The sequence below is a fragment of the Akkermansia sp. N21169 genome (assembly GCF_029854675.1).
Taxonomy (GTDB): Bacteria; Verrucomicrobiota; Verrucomicrobiia; order Verrucomicrobiales; family Akkermansiaceae; genus Akkermansia.
This window is the reverse complement of record NZ_JARWNC010000031.1, coordinates 36,435-62,521: the sequence shown is the minus strand read 5'-3', so window position 1 is coordinate 62,521 and position 26,087 is coordinate 36,435. Positions and strand designations below refer to the sequence as shown.

Genomic DNA, 26,087 nt, shown 5'->3' with positions numbered 1-26,087 from the left:
CATGGACAACCGTCTTCCAATCCCTTCTCCCCTCCCCCGGCATGTCGCCTGTATTATGGATGGAAACGGACGATGGGCCAAAAGCAGAGGAATGATGCGTCATAAAGGTCACAGAGCCGGAGCGGATGCCGTCAATCGGATTCTTGATTCCTGCCTGGAAGCCGGGATCCCCTGGTTGACTTTGTACGCCTTTTCCTCAGAGAATTGGTGCCGGCCGCGCGTTGAAGTAGAAGCACTCATGCACCTTCTGCACGAATTCTTGAAAAAGGAAATCAAAACACTCATGTCCAAGGACATCCGCCTCCACGCCATCGGAGATTTGTCCCGCCTTCCAGAGAAAACCAGCATATTGCTTCAGAATACCATCGACCAGACAGCCGGCAATACATCTCTCAACCTCGTTCTGGCCCTCTCCTACGGTTCCCGCGCGGAAATCCTCCGAGCTGTTCGAAAAATCGCCGAAGAATCCCGGAACGGCAAGCTGGACCCATCCGACATCACCGAAGAACTTTTCTGCTCCCACCTCTACACGTCCGGCATGCCGGATCCCGACTTATTGATCCGTACATCCGGAGAAAACCGCATTTCCAATTTTCTCCTCTGGCAAATCAGCTATTCCGAGATTCACGTTACTGACACGCTCTGGCCGGATTTCACTAAAGAAGATTTTTTTGAAGCCCTCCGGGACTATGCCGGCAGGCAGCGCCGTTTCGGCGGCGTTTGATTCCCGACTGTATCCTACCAATATTCCATGAATAACTACGCCCTGATTCTGGCTGGCGGCAGCGGCACGCGCTTTTGGCCTCTCTCCCGTAATTCCCGCCCCAAACAACTCCTGAATCTACTCGAAGACACGAGCATGCTCCAACAGGCGGTCAACCGCCTCCAGGGACTCGTAGACCAGGACAAAATCTTCATCCTCACCAACGAGCTCCAGCTCGAAGAAGTCCGGAACCAGCTCCCCGGCATCCCTCAGGATCACATCATCGCCGAACCTTGCCGCCGCGATACGGCGCCGGCCATTGCCTTGGGCATCGGCCTCATTGCTTCCCGGGATCCGGAAGCCTGCATGATGGTTATTCCCTCCGACCAATTAATCCGTGACGAAGTTTCCTTCCGCGGGTTGATGAAAGAAGCCCTCATGATGGCCTCCCGCGAGCCCGTCCTGATCACCGTCGGCATCAAGCCGACATGGCCCTGCCCCTCGTACGGTTACATCGAAACCGGAGAACAGGCAACCGCGCCCTTCCTGACCAAAACATGCCGTACCGTCAAACAGTTCCGTGAAAAACCCGATGAAGAAACGGCACGCGACTACCTCGCCCGCGGGGGATTTCTTTGGAATGCCGGCATGTTTGTCTGGTCGGTTCCCACCATCCGGCAGGAACTGGCACGGCACTGTCCTCAGCTTGCAACGTTCATCGCCTCGTTAACGACGGCCAGTTCCAAAGAGAGACTGATCCAAGCCCAATTCCCCGGACTCGTCCCCATTTCCATTGATTTTGCCCTGATGGAAAAAGCGGAACGCGTGCTGACCTTTGAAGCCGCATTCGATTGGGATGACGTCGGTTCCTGGATATCCGTCGCTTCCTATCTGCCCCAAAAAACAGGTAATGCAACCAACGCCCCCATCATTCCCAGAAACAGTTCGGGCAACATCGTCTTCACCACGGACAAGGGTAAAACCGTCGCTCTTCTAGGCGTCAAAGACCTTATCGTTGTCGATACCGGAGATGCCATCCTCGTCGCTAACAAACACCAGGCGGATTCTATCAAAAAAATTGTGGAACAACTTCCCCAGCAACTTCTCTGATCCCCCTCCATGCAACACCCAGCCCTCGGAATTGATTACGGAGACGCCCGCATCGGCATTGCCGCCACGGATCCGGAAGGCATTCTCGCCTATCCGGTAGAAACCGTCCAGCAAACCCGGAGCAAACCGATGGAGCGCATTGCTGAACTCGCACGTATCAAACAGGCACGAACCCTCGTACTCGGACTTCCCGTCCGGATGGACGGCACAGAAGGAACCGCCGCCTCCAAAGTGAGAGCGTTCGGAGATCAGCTTCAATCTCTCATCCCAGACATCCCGCTTGTCTATGTCGATGAATGCTTGACTACCGTTGCCGCACAAACAAAACTGCGACAGGCGGGAAAAAAGGCGAAAAACCAGCGCCAAATCATCGACCAGGCCGCTGCCGTCGAAATCCTCAACGCCTGGATGGGTTACTAAATGAGAACCTTCATCATTGCGGCAACGAACCTTCTTTTCACTTTTCCCCGTATTCGCCCGCTGATAGCATGATGGACGTGAAACAGCTCCTTTTCATCGAATACCCCAAGTGCTCAACCTGCCAGAAAGCAAAACAGTGGCTGGATGACCACTGCATCGCTTACGAAGATCGCCATATCGTCGAAAACCGCCCGAAACGTGACGAACTTGCAGCCTGGTTCTTCCAAAGCGGCCTTCCCCTGAAAAAATTCTTCAATACGAGCGGGCTTCTTTACAAAAGTATGGGACTGAAAGACAAGCTCCCCTCCATGACGGAAGACGAACAGCTCGACCTCCTAAGCACCAACGGCATGCTTGTCAAACGCCCCCTGGTCGTCAGCAATTCCCGTATCCTCGTCGGCTTCAAGCCCAAGGAATGGGAAAGCCTCATCTAATCTCTCTTCCCCGGCCTTCCGACATGCCCCGCATCCGCTTCACCGTTGCTTACGATGGACGTCCCTACGCCGGCTGGCAAATTCAGCCCAATGCGCCTACCGTCCAGGCAACCCTGCAGCAGGCTCTAGCCATCGCTCTGGGCAGTCCGATCACCGTCCACGGTTCCGGCAGAACGGATGCAGGAGTCCACGCCTGGGGACAGGTCTTCCACATTGAGACGGAGCGAGCCTCCATCCCGGAAAACCGATGGCCTGCGGCACTCAATGCCCGCCTCCCGCATACCATTAGAATTCTGGACGCCCGGTATGTACCAGACGACTTCCATGCCCGGTTCAGCGCAACAAGCAAAACATACTGCTACAAGATACGGAGAACTCCCTTCCTGAATCCATTCGAGCCGGGCCTCATCTGGCATTGCCCGCGTCCCATGGACGAATCCGTTATGGAAGACTGCCTCGGCCTGTTGCAAGGAGAACACGACTTCCGCGCCTTCGCCGCCCTTCGGGGCAACGAACCGACTCCCCTGCCGGACAGCTACTTCGTCCGCACCATTTACAAAACATCCTTTTCCAAAGAGGAAGATTGCCTAACGCTGACATTCACAGGCAGTGGATTCCTGTACAAAATGGTGAGGCTTATGATCGGGGGACTCTACACTGCTGCAGTCGGAAAAATCACGCGACAAGAATTCAAACGTCTCCTCAACACTCCGGCCACAGGAGACAAAAGCCCGCTTTGCGCTCCGCCGGACGGCTTGTACCTCATGCAGGTTTACTACGGAGAAGAGTGAAATTGTGTCTGTTCGCGCCGATTGGACTTGATGATTACCAGGGTCTCTTTAGAATAATTTTCCATAGTCCTGCATGTCTCGGTTTCTACTCTATATCCTTATTCTGGTTTTCGGTGCCTTTTTCACACCGGAAGCGGAAGCCGTCTTCATGGCAAAAAGAACCAACGAATGGGCTTATGTCCCTCTTTGCGATGGCTTTGACTTCCCTGTCGGAAAACCCAATGCCGATGGATATTACCGTTCCCGCGGACTGCGTTTGAAAAGTCCCCGCCATCTCGGAGAAGATTGGAACGGAATAGGTAAAGGGGACAGTGACTTGGGAGATCCCGTCTATTCCGTCGGTCATGGAGTCGTCACCTATGCTGCAGATGCCAGAGGAGCCTGGGGTAAGGTCGTCATTGTCCGCCATGCCTTCCGCGATCCGAAATCAGGCAAGGTTCTTTGCTGTCAGACTCTTTACGCCCACCTTCAAGATATCAACGTCATTCTCGGGCAACTCGTCCTCCGTAGCACTCAAGTAGGCACAATCGGAAATAACCGAGGTATGTACGCAGCCCACCTCCACGCCGAACTCCATTTCAATATCAGTGTCAATTGCGGACAGCAGGGCATCCCGAAAACGGCTCAGAACTACGGGGATCTTTCAGCCTTCATTAAGCGGTTTCGTCGTCTGCCAGTCGAACGACGGATGGCTCGCGTTCCCATCGGCACCTTCCTTCCCTATAAAGGTACGGAAGGTATGTAAATTCTACCGGAGATGAATATCTGTCTTTTCGGAGGATCCTTCGATCCCGTTCATGCGGGGCATTTAGCCATTGCTGCCAAAGCCGTTGAAGCTTGTTCCCTGGACAAAGTCATTTTTCTGCCCTGCTCCCTCTCTCCTCTGAAAACAGACACCCCGGATGCCACCGGAGACCAGCGCATGGATATGCTCCGTCTGGCAACGGCATATCTCCCCTGGGCCGAAGTCGACGCAACGGATCTTTCCCTGCCCCCTCCGTCCTGGTCCTGGCGGCTCGCCGAACACTTCTCTCTCCAAAATCCGGGTGCCCGTCTTTTCTGGCTCATGGGGACGGATCAATGGACAGACCTTGAAAAATGGAACAACTGGCAACACTTTGTTTCTCTGGTCACCCCGATCGTTCACCACCGCGGAACAATCCCCCAACCCCGCTCACGCGTGCAGGCTGCCTTTATCGACGGTTACCATCCGGCATCCTCTACGAAAATCCGCCAGGATCTCGCCGGGCATCGGCTCCCGCCGGAGGGATGGCTCTCCCCTGATGTTCTGGAATACATCCTTCGCGAACACTTGTACGCCGTCTGTTAACACGTTCCCTTCAAGCTCGCTTGACGGAATCTCCCGAACATGTAGGATGCCTTACGTGACAAGATTCCGTCCCTGCATCGACCTCCACCGCGGCCAAGTCAAACAAATCGTCGGAGGAACACTCTCCGATTCCGGTCAATCCCTGAAAACCAACTTCGTCTCCGACCATAGCGCCGGATGGTTTGCCGAACTTTACCGCAAAGACAACCTCACCGGGGGACACGTTATCAAACTCGGCCCCGGCAACGACACCGCAGCCCGCGAAGCCCTCACTGCCTGGCCCGGAGGCCTCCAGATCGGAGGAGGCATCGACATCGGCAACGCGGGAGAATGGATCAACGCAGGAGCCAGCCACGTCATCGTTACCTCATGCCTTTTCTCCACTGACGGCATCTTCCGGGAACGAAAGCTCAGAGAGCTCGTCCAGGCCGTCGGCGCCGATAAACTCGTTCTGGATCTCAGCTGTCGCCGGCTCGGTTCCGGCTGGGCCGTCGCCATGAACCGCTGGCAAACCATCACATCGCTACGCATCACGCGCGACACTCTTGACTCCCTCGCCGAACACTGCTCCGAATTCCTCATTCATGCCGCAGATGTCGAAGGTCTCTGTCTGGGGATTGATGAAGAACTTGTCGCCTTCCTCGGCGAATGGAAAGGTCGCCCCATGACCTATGCGGGGGGCATCGCCTCCCTCAAAGATTTCGACCGAATCAATACCCTCAGTCAGGGTTCTATGGACGCCACCGTCGGCAGCGCGCTTGACATCTTCGGCGGAGAAAGCATCCGCTATGCCGACCTCGTCCAACGCCAGTCTGTTTCCGCCTCATGAAACTGGCCCTCAAAGTCACCCCCAACGCCAGGAAAAACGAATGCCTCGGCTGGGAAGACAATCCCCTTGCCGGCCGTGTCCTTAAGCTCCGCATCGCCGCTCCGCCGGTCGAAGGCAAAGCCAATAAGGAAATCATCTCCTACCTGTCCAAACTCCTGGGCATTCCGAAATCCAGTCTGGAATTCTTCCGGGGAGAAACAGGCCGCCTTAAAATCGTCGAAATCCCCGATACTGCCGGAAAAACACTCGAACACCTGGAATTTCCAAAGTAAGAGTCAGATATGTGCCATGTCTCAGGGAGCCATTGACTGCAATTGACGAGAATACTAAAAATCGGGGTATGAATAACGACCCGCAGAACCCCAATCTGGACGAGGAACTCCCCGCCGCCGAAACGGGAACGGAAACTCCCGAAACGCAGATGCCCGAAGAAGAAAGCATCCCCGGAATTGAAGAGGAGATGCTCAAGTGGCGCGATACAGCCCTGCGCACCGCTGCGGAATACGACAACTACCGCAAACGCATGGGCAAGGAACGCGAAGAATGCATCCGCTACGCCAACCAACGCCTCATGGAGGAACTCCTTCCCGTAATCGATAACTTTGAAATGGGCATGCAAGCCGCCAGTGCGGACACATCGTCCATGATCTACATCGGAATGAGCATGGTACAAAAACAACTCGACTCTTTCCTTGCCGACCAGGGTGTATCCCCCATCGACGCCGAACCCGGCACGGCATTCGACCACAACCTTCACGAAGCCATCCAACGCGAAACGTCCGACCAGCCGGAAGGCACAATTCTCCGAGTCATCCGCAAGGGATACCGCATCAAAGACCGCCTCCTTCGCCCGGCCAATGTCGTCGTCGCACATAACGAACAACAGGCCGGAGAACAAAACGCCTAATCCACACCTCGCGATATGGCTTCAAAAAAAGATTACTACGAAATCCTGGGCGTTGCCAAGGATGCCTCCGATTCCGATATCAAAAAGGCATATCGGAAACTCGCCCTTAAATACCACCCGGACCGCAACCCCAATGACCCCGGAGCCGAAGAAAAATTTAAAGAACTCGGAGAGGCCTATGATGTTCTCTCCGATGCCGACAAGCGTGCCGCTTACGACCACTATGGTCACGCTGCCTTCGAAGGTGGCGGTGCAGGCGGCCCGGGAGGATTCGGCGGAGGCGGATTCCAGGATCCGATGGACATTTTTGCCCAGATGTTCGGAGGCATGGGAGGATTCGCCGAAGCCTTTGGCGGCAGACAGGGCCAGCAACGCCGGAAAGCCTCCGGAAAACGCCCAGGTTCCGACCTCAGGTACGACCTTGACATTAGCCTCGACGAAGCAGCCGCCGGTTGTATCAAGGAACTTGAAATCGAACGCCTCGTCCCCTGTTCCACCTGTCATGGATCCGGCAGCAAATCCGGCAAGCCCGATTACAAAACCTGCCCCTCCTGCCAAGGGCGTGGTGTCATCACCCGCCAATCCGGCTTCTTTATCCAGCAGACGGAATGCTCCAACTGCCACGGTACCGGGGAAATCATCGCAGACCCCTGTCCTTCCTGCCACGGTGAAGGCCGCGTCCGGGAAGATTCCCACATTTCTATCCGCATCCCTGCCGGGGTTAACTCCGGTGACAAACTCCGCTCCTCGGGCAATGGAGATGCCGGCATCCATGGCGGCGCCACGGGCGACCTCTACGTTTTCATCGACGTCCTGCCCCATTCGATCTTCACGAGACAAGGTGGAGACTTGAACTGCACCGTCCCCATCCCGTTGACCACCGCCATCCTGGGCGGCAAACTGACAGTTCCCTCCCTATCCGGTTCTCAAACCATCAAGATTCCTTCCGGTACGCAATCCGGCATGATCTTCCGGCTCAAAGGCAAGGGAATGAAAACCCTCGGTAGCGACTCGACGGGAGACCTGCTGGTAGAAATCGAAGTTGAAATTCCCAGTAATCTCAGCAGCGACCAGCAATCCAAACTGGAATCCTTCAGCTCATCCATCGTTCCCGAAAAAAACCAGCCAGAATGCCAGGCCTTCAAGGAAAAGGCCAAGCGTTATATGTCCCCTCAATAATCAACTGCGCCGCCCTCACTCATTCCGAGCCATGCCACGCTTCTACCTGCCCAAAAACCGCTGGAACACTTCCATCTGGGAATTGGACGGAGACGAAGCGAAACATGCAGCCAAAGTACTGAGGATGAAAGAGGGAGACGCATGTACGGTCTTCGACGGAGAAGGGAGGGCCTCCCGCGCCATCATAGCGGCTCCTCCCTCCTCCTCATCCGTTCTCTTGAAACCCGACGGAGAATGTTCCGCCGCTCCGGGCATTGCTTCGCTTACCCTCTGCCAGTCCATTCCCAAAGGCAGCAACATGGATTTGATCATCCAAAAATCCGTGGAACTCGGAGTCGGTAGAATCATCCCGCTGATTACGGAACGCACCATCGTCCGACTTACGCCCAAAGATGCTGAAACTAAACAGGCCAAATGGCAAAGGACCGCTCTCGAAGCCTGTAAGCAATGCGGACAAAACACTCTTCCCTCCGTCGAACCTCCCCGCTCGTTCCGCGAATGGTTGAATGAAACGAAATTGCCGGAAGTCCCTATCATCGCCTCTCTGGCTCCGGGAGCTCTCCCCATTCGTAACGTCCTGGAAGAAGCTCGTTCCAAAGGCTGCCGTAGTGCGGCCGTCCTCGTTGGTCCGGAAGGAGATTTCACGGCCGGGGAAACGACTCTGGCCCTTGACGCGGGCTTCCGTCCCGTGACTCTCGGTCCTATCGTCCTGCGGGTCGAGACAGCCACCTTTTTTTGCCTTTCCGCTATGCGGTACGCGCTGGACTAACCCTCGATTCCATCATGTTCAAAAATCTCATTTTCGATTGGTCAGGTACCCTCGTCGACGACCTGGACCTGACGTTGGAAGCCTCCAATTACGTTTTCTCCCAGTACGGCAAGGCCAATATGGACCGCAATGAATTCCGCTCGGAATTCCAGCTTCCCTATCCGGATTACTACGCCCGCGTCCTCCCGGAGGCGGATCTCAATGAGCTGGAAGACCACTTCCGCCATGCCTTCAGAATCTCGCGGGAACCCGTCTGTGTCCTCCCCCATGCTCGTGAATTTATGGAATTTTGCCGGTCCCGAGGCATCCGCTGTTTCGCTCTAACCAGCGTCGATGCTAAGGAATTCGACATTCAATGCCGTTCCCTAGGCATGTTCGACTACTTCGAGGCCATCCATGCCGGCATCCGCCACAAAACGAGCCACATTCACAAGTTACTCGACCAACACGGCCTCATCCCCTCGGAAACGGCCTTTATCGGAGACATGCAGCACGACATGGAAACCGCCCACCACGGCGGCATTACCTCCATTGCCGTCCTCACCGGCTACAACGATGCCTCACAGCTGGAGAAATCCCAGCCGGACATGATGGTGCCCCATCTCGGAATCCTTCAGAATCTGTTGCGTAAATTCCCCTCCGCCACTGCCTGCGACCACCAGGATTCCATGAAGATTAAGGGACTCGTCCTGCTCTGCCGCATCGGCGTGCCGGACGAAGAACGGGCCGTCCCCCAGGAAGTACGCGCAGATATTACTCTGAAACTCTCTCATCCCCTTTCCGGGCTGCAAGAAGATCTTGCCGCCACAGTTAATTACGACACTCTCGCCCGAAACCTTACGGAAGAAGCCGCCCGCACTCCCCGGAAGCTCATCGAAACGCTTGCGGAAGACTTGGTTGCCGTCTGCATGGATACGCCTCATGTCTCCTGTGCCTCCGTCACCATCCGTAAATACATCCTTCCCCAGACGGAACATGTCTCCGTCACCGTCCATTCGCACTGACACAGCTTCGTCAATCCGCAAGTAACGGGCTTTTTGCTCGACACTCCGCTGGCTGCGGCCTAGGTTAACGTCATCGTTTTCAGGTATCCTCAAGCAGACCATTTTCCCCATGCCACTCTCCGATTACATTGTTACCATAGGTCTTGAAATCCATTGCCAGATCAAAACACAGAGCAAGATGTTCTGTTCCTGCAAGGCAGGAGCGGGCGACGAACCCAACACCAACATCTGCCCCGTCTGCATGGGACTCCCGGGAGCCCTGCCCGTCCTCAATAAATACGCCATCGAACGCACGGTATTGACCGGCCTGATGCTCGGCTGCCATTCTCCGGAAATTTCCAAGTGGGATCGCAAAAGTTACTTCTACCCGGACATGCCGAAGAACTACCAGACCACCCAGCTGGACCTTCCCCTTTGCATCGGAGGCGGCATCCCTCTCTATCCCTGGTGCTACCCCAGCGATATCGTTAAAAAAGGCTTGCCCGAACTTCGCACTGCCAAACTCGATCACATCCATCTGGAAGAAGACGCCGGCAAGCTCACCCACTTTTCAGGCTATTCGCTGATCGACTACAACCGCGCCGGGACGCCTTTGATGGAGATCGTCACTGCCCCGGACATGCATACGCCGGAGGAAGCGTACGCCTGCCTCAAATCACTTCAGCAAATCGTTATTTATGGCGGCGTCTCCGATGCCGACATGGAAAAAGGCCAGATGCGCTGCGACGTCAATGTCTCCATCCGTCCCAAGGGCCAGGAAGAACTTGGGGAACGCATTGAAATGAAGAACATCAATTCCACCGGAGCCGTCCGCCGTGCCTTGGAGTATGAAATCCGCCGTCAGTGCAAAGACCTCGATCGAGGCATCACCCAGGTACAATCCACTCGGCGCTGGGATGACGAACGCGGGGAAAGCATCCTCATGCGTACCAAGGAAAACGCACATGATTACCGTTACTTCACCTGTCCCGATCTCGTTCCCATCCATACGGCATCTACGGTGGAGGCTATGCGAAAAATCGTCCCCGAACTGCCCCTTGAAAAACAGCACCGCTTCGTCCATGAATTCGGTCTGAGCGACTACGACGCCAACGTACTCGTCTCCGATGTGAAACTCGCCCGCTACTTCGAAGAAGCCGCATCCGATCCCAAGCTCGGTAAAAAAGTCGCCAACTGGGTCATCAACACCATCCTCGGCATCCTCAACGAAAAAGGCATGACCCCGGACGAATGTCCGGTACAACCCCAGGCTATCACCGGATTGATTACGATCATCGAAGACGGTACGGTCTCCAACAACCAGGCCAAGGAGGTCTTTACGCTCCTCTGGGATCAACCGGAACTCTCGCCTGCCGAAGCAGCGAAAAAACTCGGTTTTGAAAAAGCCGACACATCCTTTCTCGACGCTATTGTCGAAGAAGTCGTCGCTGCCAACCCGGAGAAAGTTGCTGAAATCGTCGGAGGCAACGATAAGCTCCTCAACTGGCTTACCGGCCAAGTTATGAAAGCAGCCAAAGGCAAAGCCAATCCTAAAATCGTCACGGAAGCTCTACGCGGAAAGCTCGGACTTTCTTGACCCTTGTTTCTGCCACCTCGAATTTTCCACCATCAGCCATTCGGTGCCGTCTCGGGTCCGAATGGCTTTTTTGTCCCTCTACTCCCACCATGAACAACAATGGAAAAACAATGAAATGGGATTCCGCATTCTATCAGGACAAACACGGATTTGTCGCGGAATACGGAAAAGAACTCCTGAAATACATCTTCGATAGCGCTCCCGGGCATATCCTTGATATCGGATGCGGCACGGGTACCCTCACCGGCATCATGTCAGGCCTGGGGCACCAGGTAACCGGCATCGACGCCTCCCCGGATATGGTTCTCAATGCCCGGAACCATCACCCTGCCATCGACTTCTTGGTTATGGACGCTTGCGATATTCCTTGGGAAAACACTTTTGACATCGTTTTTTCCAATGCCGTCTTCCACTGGATCTCCAACCAGAAAAAATTACTGTCCAGCATTTACCGAGCATTGAAACCCGGAGGAAAACTCATCGCCGAAATGGGAGCCAGCGGAAACATCGAAAGTATCCAAAAAGCGTTCGAAGCTATCTCCAGGCAGTACGGCTATCAATATCAATCGCCTTTTTTCTTTCCTTCCTCCACAGAGTACGGTTCCATGCTTGAACATGCAGGATTCCATGTAATCTTCCTCGAAGAATTCGATCGCCCCACCCCATTGGAAGAAGCCGGAGATGGGCTGAAAAACTGGATACGGCAATTTTTTGCAAACGATCTGGAACACTTCACCCCCGAAATATGTAACGCCATCATCCGGGATGTCGAAGAAACATTGAAAGGCAAGCTCTGGAATGGTACCCGCTGGATTGCCGATTACAGGAGGCTTCGCATCATTGCGGAAAAGCCTGTTCCATAAGAATGCGGGGGCGGAAATCCATCTTTCATGGACTCCACTCCCTATGATTCACAAAAAGATGGCGATTTAGGCCTTATGCCCGCGTGCAGCCAGAATGCGGCCCGCATCCACGGACAACAGGATAAACGCTCCGGCCATCATCACGATATCCTTAATAACAAGACGTCCGGCTCCAGAAAGATACGGAAATCCATGATCCGGTCCACCCAGGTTCGGAACCCAGGTTTCCGGAGTTGTCACTAAAAACGACAATGTCCCCGCTGTCATGCCAATCACCAAAAGATCGCCGACAAGACCTATTTTCGAAGAAAAAAGCCCCAATAGAACAAGCGTACCGATTCCGACAATCAGTGTCCCCAGCCCATAGGCAAAACCATAAGTATTGTTTTTCTCGTGCCACTCGATATTGGTCGGAACAACCTCGCCTTCCTTGTTCATATGGCTCTTATAAGCCGGGGCTTTTTCCGTATAGAAAAAGCTCATGAAGGGGCTGTTGGCGACAAACGGAACGATACCGTCTGCTTCATATTGAGCTACTTTTAATCCTCCGATCCAGGCAAAAACGATGAAGATGGCAATACGGAGAAAACTCACTCCGAACCAACGGCATGATGCAGCTGTTTTTAAAAATACTTCCAGAAGTTGGGATGTTTTGGACATAAAGCCATGGAACACTCAACAGGAAAAATTGCAAGAACTTTTTATAATGATTTTAAATTTTATTCATTCAATCCTAGTAGCTCGATTCATTAATGTGGACTTTCCCGCGGAAAATCCAGTAAATCGCCGCAGAATAAGCCAGGACAAGCGGCACCCCGATCAAAGCTATAACCGTCATGATTTCCAGGGAAAACCTCGTTGAAGCCCCATTGTAAATGGTGAGGGAATACTGTGGATTCGGCATGGAATAGAGCAGATTCGGAAACATGGATGCCCCGAACATCGCCATCAGGCATGCCATCAGGGAACAGGAAGAAATAAACGCCCAGCCTTCGCGATGTTTCTTCAACAGAGGGGGAATGAACGCCACACTGGCAACTGCCAAAACGAGGACGGCAAACATCCAGGGCCTATTCTCCAGAGCAACACGCACATGGTCAATGTACAAGAGTGTCGCCGCAGCATGACAGATCAGCAGGAGGATAAAAAGCACCATCGTCGGTCTCAGGATGCGGCGCAGATGCATCTGCACATCACCTTCTGTCTTCATCACCAAGTAAATAGTACCGTGCATGGCGAACAAGGCGACCGTCGTCACCCCCAGCAACAGGGAATAAGGGTTCAGCAAACTCCAGAACGTCCCCGTAAAGTTGCCGTCGGCATCAATCGGAATCCCTCTGACAACATTGCCCATAGCAACTCCAATTAGCAAGGCGGACAAAAAACTGCCAACGGAGAAGCAAATATCCCACAAGGATCTCCACCACCCCATCGGCTGTTTACTACGGAATTCAATGGAAACGGCCCGCAAGATCAAAGCCAGCAACAAAAGCATGAACGCCAGATAAAATCCGGAAAAAACGGTCGCGTACACATACGGAAAGGCAGCAAAGAGAGCTCCGCCCCCGGTAATCAGCCATACTTCATTGCCGTCCCATACCGGGCCGACGGCATTAAGGAGGATACGACGATCCATGTCCTTCTTGAAGAAGAGATGGACGATGCCCGTTCCCAGGTCGAAGCCATCCAGAATGGCATATCCTGCAAACAGAACCCCCACGATGATGAACCAGAGAGCATTCAAGTCAATTCCTTCAAACATAATATATCGATGGGTTGGTAGTTATTCCTTGATGAATGGGATATGCAATCTTCCCTGCCCGGTGTCGTCGAATTCGTCCACACCGTCCGGCCCCTTGTGGATCTTATGGCTGATCTGGTAAATGAACAGGGCTAGAAGAAGGGCGTAAATCACGCCAAACATCGCCAGAGAAGCAATCGCCTGCCCGGAAGTCAGCGTCGGAGAAACGGCATCTTTCGTCCTCAGCATACCGTAAACAATCCAAGGCTGCCGGCCCAGTTCCGCCACGGCCCAGCCGACCTGATTGCCGATCTGAGGAGCCAGCACGGAGAACACAAAACACCACATCAACCACTTGCTCCGAAAGAGCCAGCCTTTCCACCACCCCAACAGCCCCAAGGCCATCAGACCGGCCAGCATGCAACCGATCAGGATCATGATATGGAACGAATAGAAAACAGGAGCGACAGGAGGTAAATCCTCTTGGGGGAAGGCATTCAACCCCTTGATCTCCGCATCTGCGCTTCCGTGTGTCAGGATACTCAGCATATCGGGCACGGAAAATCCCGTAAAATCATGGTTTGGTCCGTGAAGAATACCGAAAATATGGAGAGGAAGATGAGAGCCTGTCTCAAACACCCCTTCCATAGCAGCAAACTTGGTCGGCTGCTGGAGGGCCACTTCGCGGGCGCTGGAATCCCCTGTCAATCCCATGCCGGCAACTGCGATCATTCCGATCACCAAGGCTATCTTCATTCCGGCCTTCGCAAACGGAACAAAACGTCCGCGCAGAATGTACCAGGCGCTCACACTCAGGACGAGTGTCGCGCCAGCCAGCCAGCAGCCAGACAAAGCATGAGTCAGACGGTCGACCGTGGACGGATTGAGCACGACATCCACGAAACTCGTCATCTCGGCACGCGGTCCCGCCGCCGTCTCAACAATCTTGTAACCGTCCGGCGTCTGCATCCAGGAATTGGCAACGATAATCCAAATCGCACTGAAGTGAGCCCCCAGGCTGACCATGCAAGTCGAGAAAAAGTGCAGCTTCTTTCCCACCTTGTCCCATCCGAACAACAGCAACGCCAAAAAGCCCGATTCCAGGAAAAAGGCAAAGATCCCCTCCGCTGCCAAGGCACTCCCGAAAATGTCCCCCACGTACCGTGAATAATCGGCCCAGTTCGTCCCGAACTGGAACTCCATCACAATGCCGCTCGCCACCCCTAGGGCAAAAATAATCCCGAACATGCGCGTCCAGAACTTCGCGAGTTTATGATACAGGTCATTGCCTGTCTTCAACCACATGCCCTCCATGACTACCAGCAACACTCCCAGTCCAATTGTCAACGGGGGGAAAATGTAGTGGAACATGACCGTCAGGGCAAACTGCAACCGTGAGAGAATAACGGGATCGTCCATAATATGATTTACATTACTGCGCGCTCATTCGTTCAACGCAATCTAAAAATAAAAAAAATTTAATTGGTTCAATTATCGTCCCTATCAGGGAAACACACGTGAACGATTCTCTCACGATTTCAAATATCGTTCCGGGAGAAGGATAAGGCTCGCTTCCTCCCGGGCGAACCCCTATAACGTGCGCATGAACTTGTGCCTTGTTCTTGGCGCGCGCGGACGCGTCGGCAGTTACCTGGTCCGGATGTTGGAGGAAAATGACATTCCCTTCATTGCCTGGGGCAGAGCCGACTGCGATATGTACAACCCCGAAGCAGCCGGAGAACTCGTTGCCAACAGCCCGGCAGGTACAATCATCAACTGCGCCGCCGTCAGCGGAATTGAGGAATGCCTGGACGATCCCGTCTCCGCCCACTACATCAATGCCATGTCTCCCCAGCACATAGCACGGGCTTGCGCACGCCAAGGGAAAAAATTCATTCACCTGAGTACGGATTATGTCCTGGACGGTACCCGGCCCGGTCTTAAGAATGAATCCTCCATCTGCAAGCCTGCCAACACGTACGGGGAAAGCAAATGGGAAGCCGAAATGCGCATTGCCGACGAAATGCCCGATGCTTTGATTGCCCGAGTATCCTGGGTATTCGGTAACATGACCCGGCCTTCCTTTCCGGAAATGGTGTTGAAAAGAGCCATGGAAGGCTCCCCCCTGTCCATTATCGGAGACAAGGATTCCATGCCGACCTTCATAGACGATCTCTGCCAATGGCTCATCACGCTGGCCCAAGGAGACACTCCGCAGGGAATCCTCCATCTGTGCCAGTCGGGCACACCCGTCACTTGGGCGGATTATGCCCGGGAAACCATTCTGGCTGCCGATGAAGCCGGTCTCCCCCTCCGTTCGAAAGAAGTCACGGAAACCCGGCTCGACGATCAGGCCGGATTCCGGGAAACGCGTCCTCGCCATACTGCCATGGATTCCGGGCGCCTGGCCAGCCTTCTAGGCCATCCCGTACGCTCCTGGCAGGATACCCTCCGCCAGTACATCCGTACCTACGCCCAGAACTTGTAACTTTTCCCTAAATTTTTCACTACCTTTTTTATCATGTACAACGACAAAAAGCCCTTCCGCCGCGATTCCCGCCCCCCGCGCCGAGACAACACTCCGCCCGCCCGCAAGCGCCTTACCTACCGGGACGGTACACCACTTGGCAGCGAAGCCTGGATATCTCCCTGGGTGGAATTGAAATACTTTTCCTACAATCCGGCCGTCTTCCCCCGCATGATCGGCGCAATCAGTCCGGAAGCCGGTCCGGGAGAATTGGTACACGTATATGATAAAAACGGAGAACTCTTCGGAGCCGGATTCTGGAACGAACCCAGCCGGACACCGCTCCGCATGGTATATCACGGCAAAGACGCCTTTTCGGAAACCGGACTGGACAAGGCCATCGCCGCCGCCGTACGGCTCCGCCGAGAAGTCTTGAGACTGGATGAAACCACCAATGCCTACCGTGTCATCCACGGGGATTCCGACGGTATCGGCGGTCTGATCGTGGATCGCTACGCAGATGTTCTCAGCCTCGAAGTCAGTACGCTGGGTGCATGGCAACGCCTTGAACGCTGGCTGCCTATGCTCCACAAATTGTGCGGTACCAGCCGTCACGTCATCCAGGTAGACGAAGACATCGCCCGCATGGAAGGCATTGATGTCCGCAATCTCCCCTGCCCATCCGCCCCCGTCCGTATCGTTAAAATCCACGAAAACGGCATTACCTATGAGGTAGACTTCGCCCAAGGACATAAAACGGGATTCTTCTGCGACCAGCGTGACAACCGTTTGAAATTTTCCACGATGGTCAAAGGAGCCTCCGTTCTGGATCTTTGTTGTTACAGCGGAGGATTTTCCATTGCCGCCAAAATGCTTGGAGAAGCAGGAGACGTCACTGCCGTCGATCTGGATGAAAAGGCAATTGCCATGGCCAAACGCAACGCCAACATCAATAACCAGCGAATTAACTTCGTCCATGCGGATGCTTTCGTATACGCCCGCCAGATGGTGAGGAACGGCACTCTATTCGATGCCGTCCTGCTGGATCCTCCCAAATTCATCATCGGCCGCGACGGCTACGACGAAGGCATCAAAAAATACCATGACTTGAACATGCTGGGTCTGCAATGCCTGCGCCCGGGGGGCCTGTTCGTCACGTGTTCCTGTTCCGGCCTGCTGACTCCGTCCGACTTCGAGAGAGTCATCATCAAAGCAGCCCAGCGCCAGGGACGCAAGCTTCAGATTATGGCCATGACAGGGCCCGGTTGGGATCATCCCTTCCTCAGTACCTATCCGGAAGGACGCTATCTGAAAGTCCTCTGGGCAATTGCCCTGTAAGGCAGCAACCATCCTTCAGTCCCCGGTCCGGGCAGGAGTTTCTCCGTCCGGGCCGTTTGCTGCGGGCACATATTGCGCGCTCCGTTTATCCATTGCCCATTTCGGCAACCTTGCGGTAAACAGGCAGGAATGACTACGCAACCATTCCCGAGAATCAACTTTTCAGCGGGGGAACTGACACCCCGCCTCCAGGCCCGCCAGGACGTCGAAACTGTTTCCCACGGAGCCTCGCACCTGAAAAACATGATCGTTACTCCCTTCGGTGGACTGGAAAGGAGAAGAGGAACTCGACTTGTCTACCGGGCGGGCAAGGATACAGGCGGCATCCGTCTGATTCCTTTCATGTCGTCGGAAAACGACCAGCTCCTCCTTGAACTGGGGGCTGGCTACATGCGTTTTATCATGGAAAGCGGCCCTCTGCTGTCTCCGACCGGCACCCCTCTCTCCATCACCACGCCCTGGCTCACGGAAAAAGTACTTTCCGAACTCCAATACCAGCAGATCAACGATTACGTTTACTTCACACACCGCGATATCCCGCCCCAGCTTCTCGTCCGCAAAAACAACTACAACTGGGAATTGGGAGACCTTGTCCTCAACACTCCCCCCTGCGAATCCATGCTGGAAAGCGAAGCCCTGCTGACATTTTCTCCCGATACGGGAGCATCCGGTGCCTCCTATAAACTCCAGAGTTCCCTCCCTTTGTTTTCGTACGCCATGTTCGACCACGAGATCGTCAGAATCACCACCTTTCATGACGAACAGCTCGTCACTCCGACCTGCGGGGTCCCTCCCTGTTTCAGCACGCTGAACGCGGTTATCCTGGCCGATACCGCCTTTTGCGTCGAACGCGACGGATGGTCCTACTGCTACCGGGCTATCCGGCATTTCGTCCCCGGCAATTATACCGGATCGGACAACCCGGCGGACTATCCGGACTTTTTCCAGCCCGGAGTAATCGCCCATGATCCCATCACCGTACAAGGTAAATGGAGCCTGCAGACATTTGAGGAATGGACGGCGGAATGGGCCTTGCAAAAAACGCAGCTTTTCGGGTCGCAAGGTACCCCGGCCAATTGGAAAAGCGTTAAAAAATTGGTTCAGAATTCCGATCGGAGACAGAATTACTCCATTTCCGGGGAAGAAGAAGTACCTACGGCCCTACGCCTTCTCCTCATCTGTTGGAAAACCGGACAAAAAACCGGAGTTCCCGAACTCCGTGCCGAAGAATGTTCCCACGATCATTTCCTTAACATCGTCTTCATCTCCGATGATTACACCGCCTATGCCGCTCCCTGCCGGAAGCCGGAACTCTTCCCCCTGGGATCCGGCTCGACGACGAATTGGAGTTTCGGTGCTTTCGGCTTCCGCAATGGTTATCCCGGATGTGTGGAATTCCATCAAGGCAGGCTCTGGTTCGGGGGCACCCGCCGGCAACCGCAAACAGTATGGGGAAGTGCCGTAGACGACTTGCACAACTTCACACCCGGAACGGCTGACGATGCCCCCTTAACGTTGACTCTCGCTGCCTCACAGCAGAACAACATCACATGGATGCTCTCCATGAAGGGACTCCTCATCGGAACGAACGAAGGAGAATGGGTCCTGAAAACAACGGATTCAGCTCCCGTCAACCTGCGCAACTGCGCATTTGAACGACAGTCAGGGCTGGGATCGGCCTGCCGCGATTCCATCCAGGCGGAAAACTCGGCATTCTTCATCCAACGGGGCAGCAATAAAATCCGTGAATTCATCTACTCTCTGGAATCCGATGGCTACATGGCCCAGGATGCCAGCCTGCTGGCCGGGCACATGCTTGAGAAAGGCGTTACAGACTGGACCTCATGCCAGGCGGAATCCCTTCAAATATGGTGTCTTCTTCAAGATGGAACGCTGGCCTGCATGACCCATAACCGAAGTCAGAATATCGTCGCATGGCATCCCCATGAAATTGCCGGAGGCAAAGTTCTGGCTCTTGCCCGCCTTCATCAACAGGACTCGACTATGGATAACTTGTGGATGGCTGTCCTCCGGCAAATGGACGGACAGCCTCTCGTCTGTCTGGAACGCATTTCCCCGTCCTCTCTCTGGCTGGACTGTCACATGACGCTTGCGGCCGAACAAGGACAATTCTCCACGCTCAAACACCTGGCCGGTATGACCGCCAGAGCAATCCCCAGTTCCAACCTGCAGGAGTCCGTTGATATCACTGTCGATATCAACGGTCATGCGCTTCTTCCGACACCCTATGCCAATTCATCCGGCTACTGGACGGTAGGCATACCGTATTCATCGGAAATCGTCACGATGCCTCTGGAATCGGCGGAACTCGCCGGTATCCGCAAACATCAGGTCAAAGCCAATATCCTTCTACTGGAAAGTTGCCTGGATTTCTACTTCGGAACAGGAAACGACGATGACTGGCTGCCCTTCGAAGCAGAACGCCACAACATGACATCCCGGTTCTCCGGCTATGTCCCCGTGACACATGCCCACCCGGGCGGCAGGCAAATCAGGCTGGGATTGAAAACCGACTCCTCCGGCCCTTTCAACATTCTGGCCGTCGTACCCGACATGTCGCTGATCCTGGAAGGCTAACCGGGAATATCTTTCATCAGCTGATCCGGAGGCCGCCGGACAATCCGCACCGCGGCAACCGTCCCCGCAAGAAGACACAGGAACAGAGTCATCACAGACCCGAAAAGAATATGCAGCCAGGGAATATGCAACGGAGGAACAATCGTTCCGAAGACAAAACCGAAACGCTGAATCTCCAAAGCCCCCCACGACACCAGGGAAGCAAACGCAAAGCTCAGGAGAATAGCGGCTCCGCCCAGCAAAAGACTTTCGGCCCACACCATGCGCACCACCATGCCCCGCGTCACGCCCACGGCACGCATTACACCAATGGCATGACGACGGGATCTGACGGAGGCCATCACTGTGTTCATCACAGCCAGCATGGCAATTGCCAGGGCAATCAACGGCAAGCGACTCATGGCATCCAACACGCTGTCCGCTCGCGCTCCAACGCTTTGAGTCAACGTTTCACGCGAAGAAACTTTAACCATGGGTTTAATCTCAACACCTCTGCCAACAATCTCTCCGGCCTTCCCGTGGTTCCGTTTTTCCAAGACACCTTCCAGGGCAAAACGGAACATCTCCGCCGACATATCCTCCGGTGCATCCCCCCAGAAAAAACGGACGCGATCCACTCCATACGTTTCCCGGACGCGGGCCTCGTCGGCAATCAGCAAACCAGCAATGAAGCTCCCCGTCCGCACCCGGATACCACTCGTCTTGGTCAGCCAATGCCATCCCGGCATGGCTACAACTCCCGCCACTTCCCAGGGCTTGATCTCGCCGGGGGAAGAAGGATTATCCAGCATCAACATGTCCCCTACCTTCAAATGAGCCGTATCGGCAAAAGTATTCGGAATCAGGACAGCCCGGCCGGACTCCATTTTCTTGAGCGCCTCGTCCCTGCCACCCTGGATAAACTGCAGATTCAACGAGGCATCCGGGCCATCCATCATGTCGCGAAGCGGAACTCCGGCAACGACGACCGTCTTCTGCTTCACTGCGGCAAAAGCGGGAGACGCCAACTGGGCTTCGGCAATCGAAGGTTCCTCAACGTAAATGGGATATACCTTGTCCGGATCCATCCCTATTTCACGAATCACCTCCCGACACTCGTCAGATGCAAAATCCGCATGCAGTACGGAAACAAGCGTATTGGGCAAAGTCCGGTCGGGAGTAAACGGAACCAGCATGGAATATCCCCACATCTGAATCGCCATAAACAGCCCCAACCCTACCGTCATCGAAATGACCGTCCCCGCACTCTGCGCCAGATTACTCGTCAACTGCAAACGCAAAAACGCTCCAGGCAGACGAAGAAGATACGCCGTAAACGGAGCCAGCACTCGCTCCGCGACAATTGCAAACGCCGGGGCAAGACACAAAGCCCCCAAGATGAGGCAAGGATATCCCGCCAGCGTAAACACGGGTTTGACAATCTCCTCGCCCAAACCGGGAATAAGCAACACCACCGGCTGGACACTCCATGCCAAAATCCCGATGACGAATAAAAGCGGCAGGAAATTCCTTCCTGAGCGGGCGGCCGATTCAAAGGGAGACTCGCACATCTCCATCGGAGAAAGACGAGTCGACCTCCATGCCGGAATCACGGCAGCTATCAAGCCTCCGGCCAAGGCACACGCCAGTGCAAGCAGGACGGCATCCCACGACGGACAGGATGCCCACCATCCGTGGCGGGTATCCATAACGGCCAGCAATACCCACCCGGCCAAAAGGCCTCCGACCATGGCGGGAATACTCAGCATCAGGCTCTCTCCGAACACAAGTCCCGCTATTTGGCGCTTACTGACACCCAGGGCCCGCATCAAAGCCAGCTTCCGGGAACGCTCGCGGACACCCATGCTCAGAGTCGTAAAAATAATGAAGATACAAGAGAACAGAACGAGGCCGACTGCTGAATTGGCACTGCTCTTCATCATGGAAACGGAGCGGTTCCTTTCCATGGAACGACGAACTGCTTCCGTATCGGCAAAAGCCGCCCCGGATGATTCGAGAACAGGTTGCCATTTTCTCATGAACGCAGTCTTGTCCACGGATTCCCGAAGGCGCAGGTACACCAAATTGGGCTGCCATTCCTCCCCGGTAATTGCTTTGAACACAGGGCGGGGAATAAAGAAGGAAGCCAATGCCGGGCCAGCCGACCCCGTCCCGACTCCGACACTGCCCTGAGGTTGTTCGACAATGCCGACCACCTTCACATGACTCACCCTTTCTCCGGACCGGATGGACAGCATGTCCCCAACGTGAATATCGAACATCTTCGCACTGCCACTGCCAAGAACCCCTTCCATCGCATGAGACACCGCCATGTCCGGCCAACGCCCAGTCTCCATTTCAAATGGACACCAGGAAGCATCGGAAGCAACCAGCATGGGACTGGGGGAAGGAGTTCCCATCCTGGAACGGATAAAATCATCGAAAGTTTGTCCGGTACGGGTATCATTCTTGCCGATAGGCACACGCACCTGGCAGGCAAGATGCATGGTTTCTATGGAAGGTTCCTTCTTCAACTCTGCCACCAGACTGTCGGGCAACGTTCTGCCCAGAGACGGAGCTGACGAAAAAGCGGCGCTTTCCCTCCCCGGCTTACCTCCGGAGCGGCCAGATCTTTCCGGACGCCCTTGTCCCGGCATGCCGGAACCGGTCTTCCGGGCAGCCTCCTTGTCTTTCAATCCCGTACCCGTACCTAAAAAGCCGAATCCCAAGCCATCTCCATCCTCCCCTTTGGCGCGGCTACGATTGCTTCCGGGCATACCTCCTCGAGAAACCGGGCCGATACAAAGATCATACACCCCCATATAGGAATCCGCCTCTTCATCGAAGCTGCGAATCATGCTGTCGTAACTGCCGACAAGCCACACGATCAAACACACGGACACCAGCATGGCACCAATACCCGTCAACATGCGTCCGGGCTGATCCACAGACTCTGCTCTCAGGAGGCGTAGCAAGAATCTCATATCTGATCCTTCTGCAAAACCTGTTGGTAAAAAGCGGACAACTCGACCGGGGAACTGAATTGCCCGGATCCGACATCGGCAGCAATCCTGCCGTCCTTCAGGATGATAATGCGCTCTCCCCACAAGGCAACGGAAGGTTCGTGGGTCACCAGCATCATGGTAATACCGGTATCGTCATGCAGAGAACGGAAGATTTCCCCGATTGCCCCGGTAGTCTCCGAATCGAGGTTGCCGGTCGGTTCATCCGCCAGAACGAGGTGTGGCCGATGCAGGAGAGCCCTGGCGATAGCGACACGCTGCTGTTCCCCTCCGCTCAACTCACGTGGTCGACGCTTCTCTTTCCCTTCCAGACCGACACGGGTCAGAAGCCGGCTGCATGCCCTGCGTTCCTCATCGCCAAAGGATCCGCCGGCCGCCAGACCGGGAAGCATGACATTTTCCTCCACCGTCAGGCCGGGGACGAGGTTAAACATCTGGAAGACAAACCCCAGGTCATTCCGTCGAAACAAAGTCAGAGACCTGTCATCCAATCCCGTCAATTCCTTGCCGGCAACACGGACAAGTCCGGAATCGACCTGCAGCAGGCCTCCGATCAAATTCAACAAAGTCGTCTTACCGGAACCGCTGGCCCCCATGACCGACACAAACTCGCCGATTTCCACCCGGAGCTCCACATCGTTCAATACATGGGCTCTTCCTCGGCCTGACGGATACGATTTGCAAACATGCTCCAAGTGGATAACAGGATCGTTCATAGATGAAAAATAAAGGATTAAAATCTGGAACGGAAGCAGATTTCGAATGTCCGGGGATCCCCGACAAAACACTGTACGGCGTGACGGGATGACGCTACATACTTCTCATTAAAAATGTTGTACACGGCAAACCGGATACTCGACTCGGCAAACCAGCGCGTCGCGGGAAGAGGCACTTCCACGGAGCAGTCAAATACATTGTAGGAGGGAATCGTATAATTGTCGGCAATTTTCTCACCGCGAAGCGTCGCCAGGCTCGAATCGCGGAATCGGTAGCCGAGACCCAGCTTCGTTCCCGTCAGGAATCCGCCTTGAACTTCATACTGCTGCCACAGGGAAACGGCATGGGGAGCATAACGGTCGAACGACTGCCCGGCGTCGATGTCCTTATACTGCATGAAGGTATACGAAGCATAGGAGCTCCAGGCTTTCGTTATATTGCCAGTCAGGGAAATTTCCACCCCCTTGGAGCGGCTCTTGCCGTTGTCGTAGTAATGAGAACGATCACCGGGCAGGAGTTCCGGCGTATGGCTCTGTTCAATCATGAACCAGGAAGCATTTATCCAAAGAGATCCGAAAGGATTGAAACGAAGTCCCGATTCATACTGGTTGGCTTCCCAACTGCTCGTCATCTCCTTGTCGGACGCATCCTTGTAGTTGAAGTTGGGAGCTTCCGTACGGGCCAAATTGCCGAACCAGACGATATGATCCGTGATCTCTTTGGAAATCCCTGCCCTCGGACTTACGGAAAATCCCGTGTTGCCCTCGGCACTGAAATGGGCATCCACACGCATACCCGCCAGAAACTTCCAACCGTTCCACGAAGCCAGTTCCTGCAGGGTCAGGCCCGTTCTATGCAGCGTCCGGGAACTTTTGGTTCCCACTCCGTAATCACGACCGGTGGGAACAGGAGGTTCCGGATTCCACAGGTCAAAAAGCTGGTTCGTCGTACCAAAATACCCATGTCCGTTCGTGTTGCGGCCCGTATAATCCGCTCCCAGCAAAATCTCATGAGCCACGGTACCCGTACGAACCTTGGCAAGAGCCTGGCCGTACACGTTCCAGTTGGTCGAACGTGTATCCGACCATGCGTATTCATAGTACCCTTTCCCTGTTGCAATGACAGAATTGTAATACTCCAAGGCACTCACCTTCCTGTTGGGAGCCCCGGACGACAAGGCCCACAAATTATAATCAACATCACTATAGCCCAGTCCGGCCCCGGTACGGATCGTCCAGGTACTGTCCAGTTTCTTCTCCAGATTCACCTGCATCAACGCCCCTTTGTACTCGTCGCGCGACAGAGGGCCTCCGTACCATGCATTGTATGGACCGACAAACTGTCCGCCAAGAACCGGAATGCCCTGGTAGGCAGGCATATCGATGTATTGGAAACTCAAATTCAGGGAAATCTTCGTGCGGCTGTCGGGCTTCCATAAAAATGACGGAGAGATCACATACTTCTGCCCACCGTCAGCTCCGCCTTTCAGCCAGAACGGGTGTTCGTATTCTCCGACAAAAATCGTCCGCATGCCCAACTGTCCGTTTGTCCTGTTCCAAACACGGTTATTGTCTCCCACAAGACGGTACTTTTGACCGCCGCCTTCCGTCAGACGCGTATAGGCCATAATGTCCGTTACATTTTCCATCAACGGCTGTTTCAGATTAAGCACAATTGAACCACCCGCTCCGTAAGGCCCCATGGTCGAAGTTTGTCCGCCTTCCAGCGAACCGATGGGGCCTTTAACAACTTCCACTTGTTCAATCAGGGAAGAATCCAGCACGATCCCCATTCCATCCGGCAAAGGCATCCCCTGGAGAGTCACATCGCTGCCGCTATAACCGCGGATGGAATATTGACCTGCTGTCCGGGAGTACAAAGTCGAGCCCCCCGAGGAAACGGACGTATCGTACGCCAAAGCCTCATCCAAATTGTCCACGTTGGTAGCTTCCAGCAAATTGCGGGTCAACACATTAACCGTTTGAGGAGACAGTTCGGAAGCCAACTCCGTTCCCGTGGCTCCGGTTACCGTCTCTGCCCGGAAAGGATCGGGAGCCTTGTCGGCAACGACCATTTCAGTCATCGTCTGAACCGGAGCGGCATCACTTGCCCCAACCGATAAAATCCCACAAATAACAGCAAATGCATGTCCCGGATAAGATGTAAAGTGTCGCATCGGTTTCAATGCCTAACATCAAACCAAGGAGCTGTCGAATCCAAATAATCGCCAAATTCGATCTTTTCCGGTCTCTAATTCCTGACTTGCAGCAATGCTTCTGACGAATAAATACGCCGTTTGCCAAAGTTAC

At 54.4% G+C, this 26,087-nt stretch carries 24 protein-coding genes; 18 read left to right on the top strand and 6 right to left on the bottom strand.

Translation table 11 applies throughout. The annotated features are described in order from the left end of the window. Nucleotide 1: 1 nt before the first annotated feature. The 15 genes from QET40_RS03360 (at nucleotide 2) to QET40_RS03290 (ending at nucleotide 11,915) form a co-directional block, all read left to right on the top strand. Nucleotides 2-724 (top strand): isoprenyl transferase, encoded by a 723-nt coding sequence (locus QET40_RS03360; protein WP_280125766.1) that lies wholly within the window; start codon nucleotides 2-4, stop codon nucleotides 722-724. A gap of 27 nt (nucleotides 725-751) precedes the next feature. Further along, on the top strand, nucleotides 752-1,813 hold the full coding sequence (locus QET40_RS03355) for a sugar phosphate nucleotidyltransferase (protein ID WP_280125765.1): 1,062 nt from the start codon (nucleotides 752-754) through the stop codon (nucleotides 1,811-1,813). Nucleotides 1,814-1,822: 9 nt separating this feature from the next. Then, complete coding sequence (ruvX, locus tag QET40_RS03350; RefSeq protein ID WP_280125764.1) at nucleotides 1,823-2,233, top strand: Holliday junction resolvase RuvX; 411 nt, start codon at nucleotides 1,823-1,825, stop codon at nucleotides 2,231-2,233. 77 nt (nucleotides 2,234-2,310) lie between these two features. Beyond that, the gene (locus QET40_RS03345) at nucleotides 2,311-2,667 is read left to right on the top strand and encodes an arsenate reductase family protein (RefSeq protein WP_280125763.1); all 357 of its coding nucleotides are present in this window, start codon (nucleotides 2,311-2,313) and stop codon (nucleotides 2,665-2,667) included. Between the two features lie 23 nt (nucleotides 2,668-2,690). Then, complete coding sequence (gene truA, locus QET40_RS03340) at nucleotides 2,691-3,458, top strand: tRNA pseudouridine(38-40) synthase TruA (RefSeq protein WP_280125762.1); 768 nt, start codon at nucleotides 2,691-2,693, stop codon at nucleotides 3,456-3,458. A gap of 73 nt (nucleotides 3,459-3,531) precedes the next feature. Beyond that, nucleotides 3,532-4,203: a M23 family metallopeptidase gene (locus QET40_RS03335; RefSeq protein ID WP_280125761.1), complete on the top strand. Its 672-nt coding sequence runs from the start codon at nucleotides 3,532-3,534 to the stop codon at nucleotides 4,201-4,203. 12 nt (nucleotides 4,204-4,215) lie between these two features. After that, nucleotides 4,216-4,788, top strand: coding sequence for a nicotinate (nicotinamide) nucleotide adenylyltransferase (gene nadD / locus QET40_RS03330; RefSeq protein ID WP_280125760.1), 573 nt, complete (start codon nucleotides 4,216-4,218; stop codon nucleotides 4,786-4,788). Between the two features lie 55 nt (nucleotides 4,789-4,843). After that, nucleotides 4,844-5,617 (top strand): phosphoribosylformimino-5-aminoimidazole carboxamide ribotide isomerase, encoded by a 774-nt coding sequence (gene hisA, locus QET40_RS03325; RefSeq protein WP_280125759.1) that lies wholly within the window; start codon nucleotides 4,844-4,846, stop codon nucleotides 5,615-5,617. Further along, a complete protein-coding gene (locus QET40_RS03320; protein ID WP_280125758.1) occupies nucleotides 5,614-5,889 on the top strand; it encodes a DUF167 domain-containing protein in 276 nt (91 codons plus the stop codon). Before hisA ends, QET40_RS03320 begins: the two co-directional genes overlap by 4 nt. 68 nt (nucleotides 5,890-5,957) lie before the next feature. Beyond that, entirely contained in the window at nucleotides 5,958-6,524 is a 567-nt protein-coding gene (locus QET40_RS03315) for a nucleotide exchange factor GrpE (RefSeq protein WP_280125757.1), read from the top strand. A 15-nt stretch (nucleotides 6,525-6,539) separates the two neighbouring features. Next, nucleotides 6,540-7,703, top strand: a complete 1,164-nt coding sequence (dnaJ, locus tag QET40_RS03310; RefSeq protein ID WP_280125756.1) for a molecular chaperone DnaJ — start codon at nucleotides 6,540-6,542, stop codon at nucleotides 7,701-7,703. Between the two features lie 31 nt (nucleotides 7,704-7,734). Continuing rightward, a complete protein-coding gene (locus QET40_RS03305; protein WP_280125755.1) occupies nucleotides 7,735-8,472 on the top strand; it encodes a 16S rRNA (uracil(1498)-N(3))-methyltransferase in 738 nt (245 codons plus the stop codon). A gap of 14 nt (nucleotides 8,473-8,486) precedes the next feature. Continuing rightward, a complete protein-coding gene (locus QET40_RS03300) occupies nucleotides 8,487-9,476 on the top strand; it encodes an HAD hydrolase-like protein (RefSeq protein ID WP_280125754.1) in 990 nt (329 codons plus the stop codon). Nucleotides 9,477-9,585: 109 nt separating this feature from the next. Beyond that, complete coding sequence (gene gatB, locus QET40_RS03295; protein ID WP_280125753.1) at nucleotides 9,586-11,052, top strand: Asp-tRNA(Asn)/Glu-tRNA(Gln) amidotransferase subunit GatB; 1,467 nt, start codon at nucleotides 9,586-9,588, stop codon at nucleotides 11,050-11,052. Between the two features lie 89 nt (nucleotides 11,053-11,141). Continuing rightward, entirely contained in the window at nucleotides 11,142-11,915 is a 774-nt protein-coding gene (locus QET40_RS03290) for a class I SAM-dependent methyltransferase (protein WP_280125752.1), read from the top strand. Nucleotides 11,916-11,981: 66 nt separating this feature from the next. Here QET40_RS03290 and QET40_RS03285 read toward each other — a convergent pair whose 3' ends face one another. The 3 genes from QET40_RS03285 to QET40_RS03275 form a co-directional block, all read right to left on the bottom strand. After that, nucleotides 11,982-12,575: a DUF417 family protein gene (locus tag QET40_RS03285; RefSeq protein ID WP_280125751.1), complete on the bottom strand. Its 594-nt coding sequence runs from the start codon at nucleotides 12,573-12,575 to the stop codon at nucleotides 11,982-11,984. A 73-nt stretch (nucleotides 12,576-12,648) separates the two neighbouring features. Continuing rightward, nucleotides 12,649-13,677 (bottom strand): cytochrome d ubiquinol oxidase subunit II, encoded by a 1,029-nt coding sequence (gene cydB, locus QET40_RS03280; RefSeq protein ID WP_280125750.1) that lies wholly within the window; start codon nucleotides 13,675-13,677, stop codon nucleotides 12,649-12,651. Between the two features lie 21 nt (nucleotides 13,678-13,698). Beyond that, nucleotides 13,699-15,075, bottom strand: coding sequence for a cytochrome ubiquinol oxidase subunit I (locus tag QET40_RS03275; protein WP_280125749.1), 1,377 nt, complete (start codon nucleotides 15,073-15,075; stop codon nucleotides 13,699-13,701). Between the two features lie 184 nt (nucleotides 15,076-15,259). Here QET40_RS03275 and QET40_RS03270 point away from each other — a divergent pair, with 184 nt between their 5' ends. The 3 genes from QET40_RS03270 (at nucleotide 15,260) to QET40_RS03260 (ending at nucleotide 20,059) form a co-directional block, all read left to right on the top strand. Next, complete coding sequence (locus QET40_RS03270; protein ID WP_280125748.1) at nucleotides 15,260-16,144, top strand: SDR family oxidoreductase; 885 nt, start codon at nucleotides 15,260-15,262, stop codon at nucleotides 16,142-16,144. Nucleotides 16,145-16,177: 33 nt separating this feature from the next. Next, entirely contained in the window at nucleotides 16,178-17,461 is a 1,284-nt protein-coding gene (locus tag QET40_RS03265) for a class I SAM-dependent rRNA methyltransferase (RefSeq protein ID WP_280125747.1), read from the top strand. Nucleotides 17,462-17,590: 129 nt separating this feature from the next. Next, nucleotides 17,591-20,059 carry a hypothetical protein gene (locus QET40_RS03260; protein WP_280125746.1) on the top strand — a complete coding sequence of 823 codons (2,469 nt, stop codon included), beginning with the start codon at nucleotides 17,591-17,593 and terminating at the stop codon, nucleotides 20,057-20,059. Here the strand turns inward: QET40_RS03260 and QET40_RS03255 are convergent. From QET40_RS03255 to QET40_RS03245, 3 genes are read right to left on the bottom strand one after another with little or no spacing between them, the layout of a single operon-like run. Continuing rightward, nucleotides 20,056-23,022 (bottom strand): ABC transporter permease, encoded by a 2,967-nt coding sequence (locus QET40_RS03255; RefSeq protein ID WP_280125745.1) that lies wholly within the window; start codon nucleotides 23,020-23,022, stop codon nucleotides 20,056-20,058. The two genes, QET40_RS03260 and QET40_RS03255, sit on opposite strands and share 4 nt — an antisense overlap. Continuing rightward, complete coding sequence (locus tag QET40_RS03250; RefSeq protein WP_280125744.1) at nucleotides 23,019-23,777, bottom strand: ABC transporter ATP-binding protein; 759 nt, start codon at nucleotides 23,775-23,777, stop codon at nucleotides 23,019-23,021. The genes QET40_RS03255 and QET40_RS03250 overlap by 4 nt, the downstream gene beginning before the upstream one ends. 17 nt (nucleotides 23,778-23,794) lie before the next feature. Next, nucleotides 23,795-25,861: a TonB-dependent receptor gene (locus QET40_RS03245; protein WP_280125743.1), complete on the bottom strand. Its 2,067-nt coding sequence runs from the start codon at nucleotides 25,859-25,861 to the stop codon at nucleotides 23,795-23,797. Nucleotides 25,862-26,087 lie beyond the last annotated feature (226 nt).

Excerpts from the sequence above, each read along its gene's own strand:
- QET40_RS03255 (WP_280125745.1), bottom strand. The coding sequence starts at position 23,022 with ATGAGATTCTTGCTACGCCTCCTGAGAGCAGAGTCTGTGGATCAGCCC.
- QET40_RS03260 (WP_280125746.1), top strand. The coding sequence starts at position 17,591 with ATGACTACGCAACCATTCCCGAGAATCAACTTTTCAGCGGGGGAACTG.
- QET40_RS03265 (WP_280125747.1), top strand. The coding sequence starts at position 16,178 with ATGTACAACGACAAAAAGCCCTTCCGCCGCGATTCCCGCCCCCCGCGC.
- QET40_RS03290 (WP_280125752.1), top strand. The coding sequence starts at position 11,142 with ATGAACAACAATGGAAAAACAATGAAATGGGATTCCGCATTCTATCAG.
- QET40_RS03305 (WP_280125755.1), top strand. The coding sequence starts at position 7,735 with ATGCCACGCTTCTACCTGCCCAAAAACCGCTGGAACACTTCCATCTGG.
- cydB (WP_280125750.1), bottom strand. The coding sequence starts at position 13,677 with ATGTTTGAAGGAATTGACTTGAATGCTCTCTGGTTCATCATCGTGGGG.
- QET40_RS03270 (WP_280125748.1), top strand. The coding sequence starts at position 15,260 with ATGAACTTGTGCCTTGTTCTTGGCGCGCGCGGACGCGTCGGCAGTTAC.
- QET40_RS03355 (WP_280125765.1), top strand. The coding sequence starts at position 752 with ATGAATAACTACGCCCTGATTCTGGCTGGCGGCAGCGGCACGCGCTTT.
- QET40_RS03250 (WP_280125744.1), bottom strand. The coding sequence starts at position 23,777 with ATGAACGATCCTGTTATCCACTTGGAGCATGTTTGCAAATCGTATCCG.
- QET40_RS03285 (WP_280125751.1), bottom strand. The coding sequence starts at position 12,575 with ATGTCCAAAACATCCCAACTTCTGGAAGTATTTTTAAAAACAGCTGCA.
- truA (WP_280125762.1), top strand. The coding sequence starts at position 2,691 with ATGCCCCGCATCCGCTTCACCGTTGCTTACGATGGACGTCCCTACGCC.
- QET40_RS03275 (WP_280125749.1), bottom strand. The coding sequence starts at position 15,075 with ATGGACGATCCCGTTATTCTCTCACGGTTGCAGTTTGCCCTGACGGTC.
- QET40_RS03315 (WP_280125757.1), top strand. The coding sequence starts at position 5,958 with ATGAATAACGACCCGCAGAACCCCAATCTGGACGAGGAACTCCCCGCC.
- QET40_RS03320 (WP_280125758.1), top strand. The coding sequence starts at position 5,614 with ATGAAACTGGCCCTCAAAGTCACCCCCAACGCCAGGAAAAACGAATGC.
- QET40_RS03360 (WP_280125766.1), top strand. The coding sequence starts at position 2 with ATGGACAACCGTCTTCCAATCCCTTCTCCCCTCCCCCGGCATGTCGCC.
- ruvX (WP_280125764.1), top strand. The coding sequence starts at position 1,823 with ATGCAACACCCAGCCCTCGGAATTGATTACGGAGACGCCCGCATCGGC.
- QET40_RS03245 (WP_280125743.1), bottom strand. The coding sequence starts at position 25,861 with ATGACTGAAATGGTCGTTGCCGACAAGGCTCCCGATCCTTTCCGGGCA.
- dnaJ (WP_280125756.1), top strand. The coding sequence starts at position 6,540 with ATGGCTTCAAAAAAAGATTACTACGAAATCCTGGGCGTTGCCAAGGAT.
- nadD (WP_280125760.1), top strand. The coding sequence starts at position 4,216 with ATGAATATCTGTCTTTTCGGAGGATCCTTCGATCCCGTTCATGCGGGG.
- gatB (WP_280125753.1), top strand. The coding sequence starts at position 9,586 with ATGCCACTCTCCGATTACATTGTTACCATAGGTCTTGAAATCCATTGC.
- QET40_RS03335 (WP_280125761.1), top strand. The coding sequence starts at position 3,532 with ATGTCTCGGTTTCTACTCTATATCCTTATTCTGGTTTTCGGTGCCTTT.
- QET40_RS03300 (WP_280125754.1), top strand. The coding sequence starts at position 8,487 with ATGTTCAAAAATCTCATTTTCGATTGGTCAGGTACCCTCGTCGACGAC.